Source organism: Pseudomonas sp. CFBP 8771 (genome assembly GCF_014841695.1).
GTDB classification, from domain to species: domain Bacteria; phylum Pseudomonadota; class Gammaproteobacteria; order Pseudomonadales; family Pseudomonadaceae; genus Aquipseudomonas; species Aquipseudomonas baltica.
Genome location: NZ_JACYUJ010000001.1, coordinates 946,569 through 962,558 on the forward strand (window position 1 = coordinate 946,569; position 15,990 = coordinate 962,558).

Sequence of the window (15,990 nt, forward strand, 5' to 3'; positions counted from 1 at the left end):
GAGAACACCCATGCATGAAGATCCGATCGTTATCGTCAGTGCCGTACGCACGCCCATGGGCGGGTTCCAGGGCGATTTGCGCAGCCTGACCGCACCGCAACTGGGCGCCGCCGCCATCGCCGCCGCCGTCGAGCGTGCCGGTGTCGATGCCAACGCCGTCGACCAGGTGCTGTTCGGCTGCGTGCTGCCGGCCGGGCTCGGCCAGGCACCGGCGCGGCAGGCGGCACTGGGCGCCGGGCTGTCCCACGCTACCACCTGCACCACCTTGAACAAGATGTGCGGGTCGGGCATGCAGGCCATGATCATGGGGCATGACGCATTGTTGGCGGGCAGTGCCCGCGTGGTCGTGGCCGGTGGCATGGAAAGCATGTCCAACGCGCCGTATCTGCTGGACCGCGCGCGCGACGGCTATCGCATGGGGCATGGCCGGGTACTCGACCACATGTTCCTCGATGGCCTGGAAGACGCCTACGAGCCCGGACGACTGATGGGCACCTTCGCCGAAGACTGCGCCCAGGCCCACGGTTTCGGTCGTCAGGTGCAGGATGAATTCGCCCTGGCGTCGTTGACCCGCGCGCGCCAGGCCATCGCCGATGGCAGCTTTGCTTCGCAGATCGTGCCGGTGCAGGTGATGCGCAACAAACAGCCGCTGCTGATCAGCGACGACGAGCAACCGCCCAAGGCCAATCCGGAGAAGATCGCCTCGCTCAGGCCTGCGTTTCGCGAGGGCGGCACGGTAACGGCGGCCAATTCCAGCTCCATTTCCGATGGCGCCGCCGCGCTGGTGCTGATGCGTCGCAGCCAGGCGCAGGCACGTGGCCTCGAACCGCTGGCGATCATCCACGGGCACGCGGCCTTCGCCGACGCCCCGCACCTGTTTCCGGTCGCGCCCATCGGCGCCATCCGCAAGCTGGTGGACAGCACCGGGTGGGCGTTGCACGAGGTCGACCTGTTCGAGATCAACGAGGCCTTCGCCGTGGTCACCCTGGCCGCCATGCAGGCCTTGGAACTGCCGGCGCACAAGGTCAACGTCAATGGCGGCGCCTGCGCACTCGGCCATCCCATTGGTGCATCGGGTGCCCGTATCGTCGTCACGCTGCTGGCGGCACTGCGCCAACGCAACCTGCGCCGCGGCATCGCCGCGATCTGTATTGGCGGCGGTGAAGCAACGGCCATTGCCGTCGAATGCGTCTACTAGGGGTTTGGGGAGCAACGGAACAGAAAGTGCACTTAAGCCCTACCAGCGTCGTTCAGTACCTTCCTCCCAGGCATCCGCCTCGATAAAGCAGTTGCGCATCTTGGCTTCCTGGCTGATCTCGCCGAGCAAGTCATGCACCGCCTTATCCAATTCCTCGTCGCTCTGATAGGGAGCTGTCAGTTCATAGTTTCCGGACTCCAGGCGCTTCACGCCCAATGGCTCTAGGCAATAGCGCTCAATGTTCTCCTTGGCCCTCTTTCGACCGCGCACGAACTTGCTGTTGTTCTCCACCGCCAAACGCAACCAGATCACCAGGGCATCGCCCGCTCGTGCGTTGGCCAGTAACTTGTCGAGTTCCGGTCGAGCACTTTTCGCTCCGCTGGCGATGTCTTGATAGATTCGTTCGCATCCGGCCTTCTGCAGAGCATCGACCTGAAGGTCGGCTTTCTGATCCCGAGTGCTCACCCGCGCGTAACCGATCTTCATGAAAAGTACCGTTTACTCGACTGTGTTAGTAATAGTTGAACTTTGATTAAGCATACCAGTTACTTGAACTGTAACGAGGCTGGATTATCATGGTGCCCGGCACCTTGCGCGACAGCCTGGTACTGCTAGCGGTTGTGCTGGAACAACAGATCGAATTACAGCCAACACAAATCATGACCGATACCGGTGCCTACAGCGATGTGGTATTCGGGTTGTCCCGCCTGCTCGGTTATCACTTCTGCCCGCGCCTGGCCGATGTTGGCGGTACCCGCTTCTGGCGCACGCGCCCAGACGCGGATTACGGCAAACTCAACGGACTGGCTCGTCAGTCGGTCAAACTCGACCTGATCGCCGAGCACTGGGATGACCTGCTGCGTCTGGCAGGTTCACTCAAACTCGGTCGAGTACCTGCTACCGGTATTATGCCCACTTGCAAACGGGTGATCGTCCGACCCGCTTGGCCCAAGCGATGGCAGAGTTTGGGCGGATAGAGAAAACCTTGCACACGCTGACCTACATGGATGACGAATCCAAGCGTCGTGCCACCCTGACCCAGCTGAATCGCGGTGAAGGCCGGCACAGCCTGGCCCGAGCTGTGTTCCATGGCAAACGCGGTGAACTTCGCCAGCGCTACCGCGAAGGCCAGGAGGATCAACTCGGTGCCTTGGGCCAGGTGGTGAACATCATCGTGCTGTGGAACACTCTCTAAATGAGAGCAGCTGTGGAACGGCTAAAGCAGCACGGCTACACAGTGCTGGAAGAGGATCTGGCTCGGCTGTCGCCGCTGATCTTCGAGCACATCAATATGTTAGGACGGTACTCCTTCGCGGTACCGGAAGAGGTCGCCCGGGGTGAGCTGCGGCCACTGCGCAATCCAGACGATGACCTGTGAGGATAACCAGGACGCGTCTTTGAAACACCCTTCTGGATGGGTATTGATTTGGTGTTAGTTTACTTTCGTAAAAACCAGCGTTTTCGTTCCCAATTAGCGGGAAGGGTACACACATGGGCAAATATCATAACAAGGGATAGCCAACCCATTACGGAGTTGTCTACGTACCCCATAAACGGTAACGTGCTATCTCGCAAAAAAAAACCGTGAATAGAAGCGCACAGTACGTTATAGATCCCAACCCCCCAAAACTTCAAAGCGGAAAAGCGACGACCTGAAAATGCGAAGTATGCCCAATAGGAAGGACAGTACAGAAGTACCGTTATCAACACGAAGACGGGATAATAAATAAAGTTACTCATTAGAAGGGTGGCACACGTCATACATGGTTTTTGCAGTCATGCCGTCCATAAATCTATCGAAGAAAAATCCCCCTCGCGTAGCTTGTTGATACCCTCTAACATAGTCCGTATTCACATATCTAAACAAGCGCCAAGCATCGGGTTTTAATACCATCCTACCTATGCCGTAGGCTGACGAACTCAAGTCAACCATTCCATAGGCCACATCGGCTTCACAATTACCTTTTCCCAGCATTCCAGAAACGGCGCGATAGCCCGTTCTTAGTGGTCCTACGGTATCGGAACGATTCTCGAAAAGATTGCGCCCGCTTTCATAGGTGTTATTAGCACCGTTGAGCATCATGGGCGCACCCGCGAAAAGGCAAAGTGTGCCCACGGAGGCGTAGCATATCCCAGCGCCCGCAGCAAACTGAAGCGCTCCCGAGATAACGCTTGCTCCTCGCAAGGCAATGTCTCGTGCCTGGCTGAGCAGACTGTTTTGCTCATCCTTTAGTTCTTTTAATCCTTGTTCAGCGCTTTTATTACCCTGAGAAACTTCATTAACGATGCCTCTGGCGTAATAAGAAACCTCTCTGTTGAATTGCAGGCGCAGCGTTCCATCATTAATATATCTAGCCCCTAGTGTGCTGGCTTGACTACCCAATTGTGCGGCGGCTTGGCTAACCATCCAATAATCACAGCTACCAGGCATGCAACTTTCGACTGTTGGTTTCATTCGTTATTTCCCCATGTGCTATATCCGCTGGTGCCAGCAGCGTGGTGAGTCCACGTGATATCTCGGTAACGAATAGCAATATGCTCTTGAGGTTCTGCGTCGCTTTGCAAAATGGCATGAGGCATTTCAAGTGTCAGATCAGCGATAATTCCGCCATTGATTGAGACTGAATAAAACTTTTCCTGCATACCAAAAGAAGATACTCGATAAAAACTTATTGTGCAGTTTATTTCTTCTCTAGTTGAGAGTGCTTGGGCGAGTAGCGGCGAGGCTTTGTCAACGTTTTTGGTGATAATGATTGGGCTATGTGTTGGCTTATTAATATTTCCGATGTTGACCATATTGTGGGTGTAAGACAGCACCATGATTTCGTCGGTATGCCCGGCCTGGCACTTATTGCCAATAGAGTCTTGGGTTGAACAACCCGCTGAAATCAGTCCTTGAGCCTTGCCGGTGATGGTCATATAACCGTGGTTAGCCATACGTGACACTCCTTTTAGTCAGCCGAACATCCTATTACAAGGGTTTCAGGTGTGCTGTAGGACATTTCTGAAAAGCCATGCGAAATATTTCGAACCCGGACCACCGTCGGCTCCGTGAAAAATCTGGTCTGGTAAGTTTGTGGGTAGGTTGTGAAACCACGGGTATCCGAGCTTAAGTGCACTTTCTGTTCCGTTGCTCCCCAAACCCCTACTAGGCAGGTCTTTGGTCAGGATGCTTGCTCGGCGCCAACGGATGGATTAGAACTGACGGCCGCAAGGGTAGGGCAATGAGTGCCCTACAGGCCGTTCGGTCCGTTTCGCCCAGAAGCGGTTAGCGAGGATGAGTGAACCTGACCCGAAACCCGCTCGACGCTCCATCGCTGCGCGATACGATCTCGATTCACCTGGTGCGTGAAGCCGTGCGTGACTGTCATCTGCCCCTGCAGCCGTTGCTGCAGTCGGCGGGTATCGACCCCATGCTGCTGGGCAATGACCAGGCTCGGATCCCGGTGCACAGCTACGCTCGGCTCTGGCGACAACTGGCCAGGGCGCTCGACGACGAATTCTTCGGCATGGACGCGCGGCCCTTGCGGCGCGGCAGCTTCGCGTTTCTGTGCCGAGCCTGCATGCATCAGCCCACGGTAGGCGCCGCGCTGCAGCGCGCCCTGGAGTTCCTCGCACTGATGCTGGCCGCCTACGATGGGCGTCTGGCGACCCAGCAGTCGCTGGCGGAGATCGTCATCCACGAGCGCAGCGCCGAACCCAAACGGGCGTTTTCCTGCTTCACCTATTGGATGATCGTGCATGGCATCGCCTGCTGGCTGGCGGGACGGCGCATTCCGATTCTGGCCATGGAACTGCGCGGGCCGGCGCCTCGCTACGTGGGCGATTATCAGGTGATGTTCTCGCCCAACCTGCGCTTCGAACGACCCCGCACCCGGCTCATCTTCGCCGCCGAGCACCTGGACATTTCCGTGCGGCGCAGTGCGACGGAGTTGAGGCGTTTTCTTGCCCGTGCCCCGGCCAACATCCTGGTGCGCTACCGCGATCCGGACAGCCTCGGCTGGCGCATCCGCCAGAGGCTGCGCAATCTGCCGGCCGCAGAGTTTCCAGCCATCGAGACCATGGCCAGCCAGTGCGGCGCTTCGGTGGCCACGCTGCGTCGGCGCCTGGCCGAGGAGGGTGCTGGCTACCAGGCGCTCAAGGACAGCGTGCGCCGGGAACGCGCGGTGCTCTGGCTGGCCGAGCCGCAAGCCACCTTCGAAGACATCGCCGAGCGCCTGGGCTTCGCCGACGCCAGTTCCTTCTACAAAGCGTTTCGCAAGTGGACCGGCGCAAGCCCCGGCCACTATCGCAGCCTCATCCTCGATGGGATTGGCCCAGACGGCGCCTAGCCAGGCCGTACCAGTGACGTGGAAAACGCCACCGTAGCGGCGAATCGTTCGCGCTTTACTGCGTTTGTCAGGGCCTGTCCGCCAAATCTGCCGGATCCACCATCGAATCAATGCAAAGCGCAGGGTGCTCGCCAGCGTTTTGCGCGCCCATAATGAAAACACAACAACAAAGGTGTCCATGCCATGTTCAAGGACCACATCGTCAAGCCCCGCGCCACCGACAACCTGACGTTCATGGGTACCGTGGCTGCCGTCACCTTCGCCGTCACGCTGTTCGCCGGCCTCGGCGAGAGCGGCCTCGGCCGCCTGATGGCGCCGATCCTGCTGGACCTGCACGCACCGCTGGCCCGTGACCTGGCCGTGGCAGTCACCTTCACCTTGACGCTGGTGCTGAACCTGTTCGTGTTGGGACGGTTCCCCTTGCGGGCGCAGATCATCACGGTGTGGTGCGAGCTGTTGCTGATGTTCCTGCTGTTCTTCGACACCTTCGACCTTTCCTACGCGTTCATCGCCACCAAAGTCGGTTTCATGATTACCCAAGGGGTATTCACGACGGTTTACGTGTCTGCAATTTCCATTGCCATCGCGTTCGTACTCGCTTTGCTGGGCGCCACCGCGCGTCTGTCGTCCAACGGTTTCGCCATCGCGATCGCCAGCTTCTACACCTCGTTCTTCCGTGGGGTGCCGCTGCTCATCCAGATTTACCTCATCTACCTGGGCATCCCGCAGCTGGGTTATGTGGTCGGCGCCGTGCCGGCCGGCATCCTGGCGCTGTCGCTGTGCTACGGCGCGTACATGACCGAAATCTTCCGCGCCGGCATCAGCAGCATTCCGCGCGGGCAGTGGGAGGCGTCCAGGGCCATTGGCCTGTCGCCACTGCAAACCATGTTGCGGGTGATTCTGCCGCAGTCCATGCGCCTGATCATCCCGCCCACCGGCAACCAGTTCATCTCCATGCTCAAGGACAGCTCGCTGGTGTCGGTGATCGGCGTCTGGGAGTTGATGTTTCTGGCACGCACCCAGGGCCGCGCGGAGTTTCGCCATCTGGAGATGCTGATCACCGCCGCGGTGCTGTACTGGTTGCTGTCGATCGTTCTGGAAACGGTCCAGGCCCGCCTGGAAAAACACTTCAACCGCGCGCACCGCTGAGCCGTCCAGGAGCTTGAGATGAATCGATCGAACGTTGCCCACGATCTTCCCCAGCAGGCCGGTGTTCGCGTGCGCAAGCTGAACAAATGGTATGGCGAGTTCCATGTGCTCAAGGACATCGACCTGCACATTGCCAGCGGCGAGATCGTGGTCATCTGCGGGCCCTCGGGGTCGGGCAAGTCGACGCTGATCCGCTGCCTGAACCTGCTGGAAGACTTCCAGCAGGGCGAGGTGATCATCGGCGACACCCCGCTCACCCGCAGTGCCGCCTGCGTGGCCGGCATACGCCGCCAGGTCGGCATGGTCTTTCAGCAATTCAACCTGTTTCCGCACCTGACCGTGCTCGACAACCTGATGCTGGGGCCGCGGCTGGTCAGCCGACTGAGCGATGCCGACGCCCGTGCCCTGGCCCATGAATACCTGGAACGGGTGCGCATCGGCAACCAGGCCGACAAATACCCGGGCCAGTTGTCCGGTGGCCAGCAACAGCGCGTGGCCATTGCCCGGGCGCTGTGCATGCGCCCGCGCATCATGCTTTTCGACGAACCCACCTCGGCGCTCGATCCGGAGATGGTCAAGGAGGTGCTCGACGTAATGGGCGAGCTGGCCCAGGACGGCATCACCATGCTCTGCGTGACTCATGAAATGGGCTTCGCCCGCCGCGTGGCCGACCGGATCATCTTCATGGACCAGGGGTGCATCATCGAAGAGGCCAAACCGCAGGATTTCTTCGATAACCCAAGGCACGAACGTGCACGCGAGTTCCTTTCGCAGATTCTCAGCCACTGAGCGCGTGAGCTGCGCGCCGGAACCGGTCACGGATTCACCCATGCTGCACACGCCACAAGAACGATAACCGCGTACCGCTGCTTTCTGGAGGTTCACCATGACGTCGCTGACCCGCTTGTTCACCGCCGCCGCACTGGCCGGCGTCTTCACGGCCGGAGCCGGGGTTGCCTGGGCAGGCACCACCCTGGACCGCATCAACTCGACCAAGGTCATGAAAGTGGCCACGGCGGCCAACTGGCCACCGCAATCGTTCCTGGGGCCGGACAATGCCCTGCAGGGCTTCGACATCGACGTGGCCACCGAGATCGGCAAGCGCCTGGGCAGCAAGGTGGCGTTCGTCACACCCGAGTACGGCATCATCACCGCCGGACGCTGGTCGAACCGCTGGGACATTTCGGTCGGTTCGATGACGCCGACCCGTGAACGGGGCAGGGTGCTCGACTTCCCTGCGGTCTACTACTACACCCCGTACGTGTTCGCCGTGCACAAGGCCGCCGCCGGCACCAAAACCGCCGACCTCAACGGCAAGATCATCGGCGTCGAGGCCGGCACCACGTCCGAGGACTACATCAACCGCCGGCTGACCATCGATGCGGCCGACGTGCCGTCGTTCACCTACGACGTCGAGCCGGGCGAGGTGAAAACCTACGGCGACAGCATGGGCCCGCTGGACGACCTGCGCATGGGCAACGGGGTGCGCCTCAACGCTACCTTGTCCGCACTGCCGACTATCAGTGCCGCCATCAAGAATGGCTACCCGATCGTCCAGGTCGAGGGCAAGCCGGCCTATTACGAACCCCTGGCCATCGCCGTCGACAAGGGCGACGACGCCTTCAACGGTGCGCTGACCAAGATCGTCGATGAGATGAAAGCCGACGGCACTCTCAAGCAGCTTTCCGAAAAATGGTACGGCGCCGACCTCACCAAGGTGCAGTGACCTGCCGGCGTGCCGTGTGCCGGGAGCACACGGCACGCACCCGCCCGATGAAGGATGACGGACCTCATGTTCAGCTATATCGACAACTATTACACCGCGACCATGCGCGATGCACCCGTGCGGCCGCCGCTCGCCGGCAAGGTCTGCGTCGATGTATGCATCGTCGGCGGCGGCCTGGCAGGGCTGAGCACCGCCTGGGAGTTGGTGTCGCGCGGCAAGTCCGTGGTGGTACTGGAGGCGGCGAGGGTGGCCTGGGGCGCTTCCGGGCGCAATGGCGGGTTCGTCTTGCAAGGCTGGTCCGAAGGCCTCTCGGCCATCGAGCAGCGCTGCGGCAAGGACACGGCTGCCGACCTGTTCAAGCTGTCCCTGGAAGGCGTGGACAGCGTGCGCGAGACCATCGAGCGGCATTCACTGCCGGGTTGCGCACCTAGCCGGGGCAAGCTGAGCGTCAGCCGCTTCGACAATGCGGACAGCCTCCAGCGATTCAGCGAGCGCATGGACCGAGATTTCGGCTTCACCCTCGGTTACCTCGACCGCGACACCCTGCGCACCCTGCTCGATACCGATCGCTACCACCAGGGGCTGCGCGACACCCATGGTTTCCATTTCCACCCACTGAACTATTGCCTGGGCCTGGCCGACCTGATCGAACAAAAAGGGGGTGTGATCCATGAGCAGTGTGCCATGCTCCAGGTCGACAGCCGAGCCGGGCGCTCCCAAGTGTCAACGGCCCACGGCAGCGTCGATTGCGTCGATGTGGTGTACTGCTGCGGCGGCTACGGCGGCCCGGAATTCGGCAAGTTGCACCGTGCCTTCCTGCCCATCGCCACCTACGTAGTGCTCACCGAACCGCTGGGCGTACGCCTGCAGCAGGCAGTGCGTACCACTGAAGCCGTCGGCGATTCTCGGCGAGCCTCGGATTACTACCGTATCGTGGATGGCGATCGGCTGCTGTGGGGCGGCCACATCACCACCCACAACCTGCAAGACGAGCAGCGTCTGGCGCAACTGCTCAGCGCCGATATCCTCGATGTCTACCCACAGCTGCAAGGCCTGAAAATCGACAAGGCCTGGTCTGGACTGATGGGCTACGCGAGGCACAAAATGCCCCACATCGGCCCCTTGGGCCCCGGACTGTGGTCCTGCGCATCGTTCGGCGGGCACGGCATGAACACCGCGCCGGCCGGGGGGAGAGTGATTGCCGAGGCCATCTGCGGCGAATCGGACCGCTACCGCTTGTTCGACCGCTACGGGCTGCAGTGGAACGGGGGCCCATTCGGCCCCCCGGCGGCGCAATTGGTGTATACCGGGTTGAAGATCATGGACAAGTTCCAGGAACGAAACGCCGGCGCAGGGCCGCGCTAACACTTTTACAGGCAAGGTCGACACGGCATGGACGCACACCCACCCGGCACATTGTTCAACCTCACCGAGAACGACCGGCAACTGCTGGCGTTGCTGCAAGCCAACGCCCGCGAGCCGACCGCTTCACTGGCGCGCAAGCTCGGAGTGTCGCGCTCCTCGGTGCAGGAGCGTATCCAGCGGCTGGAGAAGGCCGGCGTCATCACCGGCTACAGCGTGCGCATCGACCACGACCGGATACAGCCCACCATCAACTGCTTCACCATGACCTCCTGCACCAACAAGAGCTACACCGACGTCATGACCACCTTGCGCAAGATCGAGGCAGTGCAGGCTGTGTACGCGGTGTCTGGGGAGTCGGACTTCATCATTCACCTGGCCACCGGGACACTGGGCGAACTCAACGCCGAGCTGACCCGGATCAACATGATCAAGGGCGTGGCGCACACGGCGTCGCACATCGTGATGGAGACCAAGTTCAGCCGGAAGCTGAGCGTGTAGGAGGGCGGATGCCCGGTGAATGATTCACCGGGCAGGATGGATAACGTAAGCGCGCATTGGCGCCTGGCCATTTTTCACACAGGTAGCTAGTTCTCGGCATTATCAGCGAGCAAAACGATTATTCGTTGTCCCTTTGACACTGTCGACGAACCAAAACCATCGTTCATCGGCTTTGACAATGTTGCATTCTTGGCCATACGCCGAATAGGTCACGCAAATCACATCGCCCGTGATCTTCCAACTCCCTTTAGCTTCAGGCATTCCAGTCATATTGATTTTGGCTGCTCCATCGGCTGTGAGAATCTCGGAAAAAGATTGACCATTTGACGTTACACTTTGATGTGAGCGTCCTACGAATTGGCTGGCAATGTCGTTACCGCTGAGTTTTGCGGCACCAGGGGGCGCCAGCGAGTGCGCGTCCATTGCCGGGTTGCCTCCGCTAGTGGCGCAGCCCAGCAATAATGCAGTGAGTGCAGCGGTACAGATCGCTTTCATGAGTCATTCCTCTCTTCAAAAAAGGTATGAGCCATTTGCACTGGAGAGAACATTATCAACAACGCACCACTGACATGCCCAGAAAATCGGCTGAGCAGATATCCATACAACTGACTCGGGGTGAGTCTAGCACCCCATGTCGCACCTGCAATTTTGGGGGTAGGAGTACATCCAAGAGGCCACAGCGCAAACTCAGCCTAACAGCATAACTCTACTAAATGAATATTTAGTAGAGTTAGCGTGTTTTACCCGATTTTAGCATCATGATAGGGTGCTTTCCACTCTATTGATGTCGCTGACGCCGCATGGCTGATCCACGCCAAGCCGCTAGCATTCAGGCGGTTAGCCATCCAAGCGGCAGAATCAGAAAACCGCCCAGTATCTCGGCGTCAAATTTCCCCTGGCCTGACCAGCACGGTTGGTGAAGGGTTGTTTGCGTTGTATGGAACGAACACTCCACAGCGTTCGTGCAGCTGGCTGATCAACGCATAGGGCTCGTGTTGTGAGCGATTGCGCATGGCTTAGGCTCATCCGGTTCAGGTGTCTGATAACGCATCCTGTAGCCTGGCGGCCATCGCTGGACGAAGCTGAACAGACGGTACGTAGTATGGAGGACTGCATGTCCTGGCGGACAAGCGATGATCCCAGATCGCGCATGCCAAGCTTGTTGATTACCACGCAAGGCATGGATTGATCTGCAGCTACGTATTGTGAATGTGGGCATAGAACGCTTGCACAGGTGAAAAGCCTTCAGGCAACCAGGAGGGTTCAGCCCAACAGCGTCTAGTGAGCGTAGTTTCCGCAAGCCAAGGGATGGACGTAGCTGGACCGCACGAATGGCAGGTTCATGGCAAAGGCCGATCCCTGGCTTGCAGAGCCAACCCTGCTGTGGGGATTGCAAGATACCGTATTACGCATAATGTATATTATGTTAAATCGCATAAGTGTAGGCTTTCTATGAGGAACTGGCTTACCGTTCAGCGCCCACTCGTCATGAGTCTCCTGTGACGGTCGCGCTTTGCTGAGACTTTCCCATCCGAAGAGCTCTTCACCCCCGTAAACACTGGGCCTTGGACGCTGATCCTATTCGGGCATGGGCCTATTTTTGACGAAATGATGAGCCTGGAATATTAAGCTCGCTCGCCTATCTCTCTGATTTCATTGGGTTTTTATTCAGGTGGCGTCGTAGGGAGTGCTAACGAAACTTTGAGACTTCCCGGTTCCGCTTCCTGGCCTGCATTCTGGGCGAGAGCACTCACAGCGGGGGTTGCAGAGGCATTTGCAGCATTTGTGCGACTTGGTAAGCATCTCGGATTTTGCGCGATTGGAGAGACTTGGTGCTGATCATTCACGGTTCTCCTACGAAAAAATCACGAAAATCGTCTAAATAATTTCAAGAAATTGTCTGGATTTGCAAAAAATGTGAGATGTCGGAAATCGCTGGTGTGCCCATCCCCCCCGATTTCGGGCAGGTCGTGCGTTTATAAAAATTCAGAGACTTTGTCACACCAAGTATACTTTTCAATTAAAACGAGACTGTGTCACAAAGGCTGATCGCACCGTCAATATCAAGATATTAATGCAGTATTAGAAAGGTTTGGCACTCTACCAATTACCATTAAATTAAAATTTGGCAATATTTGGTTAATGACTGTCAATATAATCTTATTTATTTTTATTGGGGCTGCGTATAGCCCTGCGCAGTATAAGTCAATGTTTTTCGCATTATAATTCGTGCTTGCTTGGGTGTTGCCACAGCTGCTTTCCAGCTATACCATCGTTGACCTCCCTATCACTTTATCCTTGAGCAGGGCTCAAACTTCCAGTAACTATCAGAACTGGAAGTCTCAATTCCTGGCGTCGGTGATTGAAAATGGCTTTTGACCCAAATCCACTATTTGAAACGTTTGAAGCTTTTTTAGATCAGGATTTTTCGAGTGAAAGTTCATCTATCAATTTTGTGAGTGATTATATCGAAAGTTTCCCCGTTGCACTGTGTGCATCTGCAGGCTACAGAGCCGTGCGCTCGTTCTTGCGCGCATACGAAGGTAGCGAGCAGACTTTCAACTCTTATAGAACCCACGTTGAGCGATTACTTCTTTGGGCCCTTATTGTTAGGCATAAATCAATCTTTACCTTAAAGCGTCAAGACGCTGAAGCCTACTTGCAGTTTTGTAGGAATCCACCGACAAATTGGATTGGGTCAGTTACACGGGGTCGCTTCATCGCTAATAAAGATGCCGAAACCGCTGTGGTTTATCCCGTAGTCCCAAATCCAAAATGGAAACCCTTCAGCCAAAAGCTTAGTGCCTTAAACGCCCAGGCTGATGCTGTACAGGTGTATGCGGCTTCCAAAGGAACGATGAATCAAATCTTCTCGGTATGTAGCAGTTTTTATGAGTTTCTCGCCGAAGATAACTTGGTGAGCCTAAACCCGTTCAGACTTGTAAAAAATAAGCGGGATTTCACCGGGAATCTTACTGCCGAAGCTCAAAATCGGGCCTTAACGCCATTGCAATGGGACTACGTACTGGAGACTGCGGAGTCAATGGCTTCGGCTGAGCCGCTTCGACATGAACGTACCCTCTTCATCCTGGCTACACTTTTCGCCATGTATCTTCGGATCTCAGATCTGGTTGGCCGGTCGAACTGGGAGCCTTGCATGGGAGATTTCCGCCAAGACCCTGAAGGCAACTGGTGGTATCACGTGATCGGAAAAGGCAACAAACCAGGAAAAATTGCGGTGCGGGACGAGTATGTTGATCGGTACCTCAGACGCTATCGCACTTTTCTCGGCTTGCCGAACCTACCGGCGGAAAAAGAACGAACTCCTCTACTCACGACGCTGGAAGGCCGAGCGGGCTTGTCTGGACGACAAGTGCGCACCCTCCTCCAGTCCGTTTTCGACAACGCTCTAGCTAAGATGAAGGCTGAGGGACGCGAGGCGTACGAAATGAACAGTCTACGGTCAGCATCAGCCCACTGGCTCAGACATACATCGGCAACATTTGACGCGCCTTTTCGCAAGGCCAAAGACCTGCAGTTAGATCTTCGTCATAGCAACCTCAGCACCACCCAAGACACCTATTACCACTCTCACGATCAAGAGCGTATGCATTCCATCAAGCGCCTGGGTATGAGGGAGCGCGATTGATTTCGTTCCAAGAAACGCCAGCAGCTATGTCGACCACACGCGTCTTTCGTGTAACGATCGGGCACTAAACAGCTGTGAGGAAACGTGATGGCTTTCAGCAATGACAACGGCGGTTTCGACTTCGCGTGCTCGGACGCGAAAATGTCAATTGGCGCATCCACTTGGGGCACTCGATTGAGTCAACTTAGCAGCGCCACCGGAGAAATCCTGATCTTGACCCGAGACCTAGCCGATATTGGATACGTAACAAAGATTCTGGATAAGCGTCCTCATAATATCTGGATAGTGGCACACACTGACTGCATCGAAGCTGCCAAAGCCCTGAAGGCGGCCAGACCCTGGCTCAGGATCGCGGTGCATCGCGACATTGGGGCTAAAGCCGTTCTGGTTGCCCCTGATACCGTTTGGATCTCCAGTAGCGATTTTGGAAAGACTGGAAAGCTTGGGTCAGCGGTGGGCTTCCATTCACCCAGTCTGTATTCGCAAACCCGTTCGCAGCTCTTCGACAAAGCTTGGCGTGAAGCTCAGGAGCTCATGGATCATCCTGAGATTACGAAAGGTTGATCATAAGGTTACGGCTGTTTTTTCATCGCCGGCGTTGGAGGTTATCGGTGCCCCGCCGTCACCACTCACGCATGGTGATCAGACGTTCCTTAAGCTCCGGTACCAAGAATGCGAATAGACGGTTGTATTGCCGATCAGGCCGATAAGCATCATCCCGAGCTTGCAGCGCAGTGCGGATGATCTGGCGCCGCTTAGCCCAAGTCCCCTTCTTGTCTTGTTCGGCCAATAGCTCGTTCTGTTCAAAGATTTCCAGCGTCCAGCCGAATTGCAGCAGAAAGGGCTTGTAGGAGTCGAAGGCTTGGTTGCTGACATTGAGCAGTCGCTCGAATCGATACCCTATCGGTCGACCATAGCGGGCGCTCAGCACTATGGAGACGGCCCCTTGGAATGGATCTGTCCAATGAGAGTTCGGAAGCTTTATATCTGGGTACGTAACTGCCATCCGCTCGCGCAGATCGACCCACCGTTCCCGGGATTGTGGTGTGTCCTCCCTGCCCAACTCCATCCAGAAAGAATGGAAGTCACGGCGCAGCACATCGGCATTTACCGAGCTTTCTAATGCCTCTGTCTGTGACAGGTAATCGTTATAGAACACGAGTTGCTTTTCCGGACTGAACGTCAGGTCATCCAGAAATACTTCAGCCCTCCTCCATTCGTTTACGATTGTACGACCGGTCAATTCCGGCACCGCGTACCAGCATTCAAACGCCATTCTCCCAGTGGCTCTGGAACGCGCCAGCGTCTGATCGTTCACGATGAAAACGTTTAGGTTGTTCAGGAAGAAAATGTCTTCTTCAGCTGTCTTGGTTGCGCTGGGATCAAAACTCTGGAATACCCAGATCATTGCCCCGCCATTAGCTCTGTAAAACTCCCGGCGTCCGACGATCTCAGTTAAAAAAGTGGTCGACAGCTGGACTTCGAACGCGATGCGCTCATTCCCCCTTACGACCTGGACATCCGGCTTGCGCCAAGTGGCACGATCGGCGACTGGTTGGCCTTTCCAGACCTTCTCCACCAGGGGCTCGCCGCACGATCGATCAGCAATCAGACTGTCGCGAATGATCCCTTTGAGTCGGATGTGGGCCTGGCTTTCCTTCTGCGCGTTGTACTTGATCGCTGTAATCTGAGCGGAGCTGAGCTCACCCTTTGTTGAAATGTCGCATTGAATGAGCCCTTCAATGACTGGGTGATGGCGGAAGTGAAAAAAACGATGTTGTGTACGAACCAGCAACAGAGCGGCCCCGCACAGTTGGCAAACCAACCAAGGCTTGTCTCGATCCAGAATGAACCGAGAAGCTAGCTCCGCCCTATCCTGTATGACCAAGGACAATTCACGGCTTAGGAAACTGCTGATTTCGATGGGCGTTGCGCTGTCCAGATCCATTACATCTGTCAGCTTCATCTGTTCGGTAGGCTGAGCGTATTCTAAGGTGCGCACGAACTCCCTCCCTAAGCACTGTACATGTTGCCGTGCAGACCATGACCTGTGCCCCGCTCGTACTTCAAGAAC

14 protein-coding genes and 1 pseudogene are annotated in these 15,990 nt (G+C 57.0%); 10 read left to right on the plus strand and 5 right to left on the minus strand.

Translation table 11 applies throughout. The features are described 5' to 3' along the window. The first annotated feature begins 10 nt into the window (after positions 1 to 10). Complete coding sequence (locus IFT80_RS04175; protein ID WP_192101992.1) at positions 11 to 1,198, plus strand: acetyl-CoA C-acyltransferase; 1,188 nt, start codon at positions 11 to 13, stop codon at positions 1,196 to 1,198. A gap of 39 nt (positions 1,199 to 1,237) precedes the next feature. On the opposite strand, the gene IFT80_RS04180 is transcribed toward IFT80_RS04175, so the two are convergent. Further along, entirely contained in the window at positions 1,238 to 1,684 is a 447-nt protein-coding gene (locus tag IFT80_RS04180; protein WP_192136821.1) for a recombinase family protein, read from the minus strand. Between the two features lie 86 nt (positions 1,685 to 1,770). On the opposite strand from IFT80_RS04180, the pseudogene IFT80_RS04185 reads away from it, so the two are divergent. Then, a pseudogene (locus tag IFT80_RS04185) lies at positions 1,771 to 2,576 on the plus strand (Tn3 family transposase); the annotation flags it as partial. Positions 2,577 to 2,930: 354 nt separating this feature from the next. Here the strand turns inward: IFT80_RS04185 and IFT80_RS04190 are convergent. Together IFT80_RS04190 and IFT80_RS04195 are read right to left on the minus strand one after the other, a co-directional pair. Then, complete coding sequence (locus IFT80_RS04190) at positions 2,931 to 3,653, minus strand: DUF4225 domain-containing protein (RefSeq protein WP_244652285.1); 723 nt, start codon at positions 3,651 to 3,653, stop codon at positions 2,931 to 2,933. Further along, complete coding sequence (locus tag IFT80_RS04195) at positions 3,650 to 4,135, minus strand: Hcp family type VI secretion system effector (protein ID WP_192136822.1); 486 nt, start codon at positions 4,133 to 4,135, stop codon at positions 3,650 to 3,652. The genes IFT80_RS04190 and IFT80_RS04195 overlap by 4 nt, the downstream gene beginning before the upstream one ends. A gap of 344 nt (positions 4,136 to 4,479) precedes the next feature. Between IFT80_RS04195 and IFT80_RS04200 the strand changes: the two genes are divergently transcribed. From IFT80_RS04200 to IFT80_RS04225, 6 genes are all read left to right on the plus strand, one after another. Further along, on the plus strand, positions 4,480 to 5,529 hold the full coding sequence (locus IFT80_RS04200; RefSeq protein ID WP_342214329.1) for an AraC family transcriptional regulator: 1,050 nt from the start codon (positions 4,480 to 4,482) through the stop codon (positions 5,527 to 5,529). A gap of 183 nt (positions 5,530 to 5,712) precedes the next feature. Next, entirely contained in the window at positions 5,713 to 6,678 is a 966-nt protein-coding gene (locus IFT80_RS04205; protein WP_192136823.1) for an amino acid ABC transporter permease, read from the plus strand. A gap of 18 nt (positions 6,679 to 6,696) precedes the next feature. Further along, the gene (locus tag IFT80_RS04210) at positions 6,697 to 7,467 is read left to right on the plus strand and encodes an amino acid ABC transporter ATP-binding protein (protein WP_122478071.1); all 771 of its coding nucleotides are present in this window, start codon (positions 6,697 to 6,699) and stop codon (positions 7,465 to 7,467) included. Positions 7,468 to 7,564: 97 nt separating this feature from the next. Beyond that, entirely contained in the window at positions 7,565 to 8,404 is an 840-nt protein-coding gene (locus tag IFT80_RS04215; protein WP_122715385.1) for a transporter substrate-binding domain-containing protein, read from the plus strand. Positions 8,405 to 8,470: 66 nt separating this feature from the next. Beyond that, a complete protein-coding gene (locus IFT80_RS04220; protein WP_192136824.1) occupies positions 8,471 to 9,769 on the plus strand; it encodes an NAD(P)/FAD-dependent oxidoreductase in 1,299 nt (432 codons plus the stop codon). Between the two features lie 27 nt (positions 9,770 to 9,796). Continuing rightward, positions 9,797 to 10,267: an Lrp/AsnC family transcriptional regulator gene (locus IFT80_RS04225; RefSeq protein ID WP_122478066.1), complete on the plus strand. Its 471-nt coding sequence runs from the start codon at positions 9,797 to 9,799 to the stop codon at positions 10,265 to 10,267. Positions 10,268 to 10,369: 102 nt separating this feature from the next. On the opposite strand, the gene IFT80_RS04230 is transcribed toward IFT80_RS04225, so the two are convergent. Next, entirely contained in the window at positions 10,370 to 10,762 is a 393-nt protein-coding gene (locus IFT80_RS04230; RefSeq protein ID WP_192136825.1) for a hypothetical protein, read from the minus strand. A 1,873-nt stretch (positions 10,763 to 12,635) separates the two neighbouring features. Between IFT80_RS04230 and IFT80_RS04235 the strand changes: the two genes are divergently transcribed. Further along, on the plus strand, positions 12,636 to 13,916 hold the full coding sequence (locus IFT80_RS04235; protein WP_078833759.1) for a tyrosine-type recombinase/integrase: 1,281 nt from the start codon (positions 12,636 to 12,638) through the stop codon (positions 13,914 to 13,916). Positions 13,917 to 14,003: 87 nt separating this feature from the next. Next, a complete protein-coding gene (locus IFT80_RS04240) occupies positions 14,004 to 14,480 on the plus strand; it encodes a hypothetical protein (RefSeq protein WP_192136826.1) in 477 nt (158 codons plus the stop codon). Positions 14,481 to 14,538: 58 nt separating this feature from the next. Here IFT80_RS04240 and IFT80_RS04245 read toward each other — a convergent pair whose 3' ends face one another. Then, complete coding sequence (locus IFT80_RS04245; RefSeq protein WP_192136827.1) at positions 14,539 to 15,918, minus strand: DUF6035 family protein; 1,380 nt, start codon at positions 15,916 to 15,918, stop codon at positions 14,539 to 14,541. Positions 15,919 to 15,990: the final 72 nt, after the last annotated feature.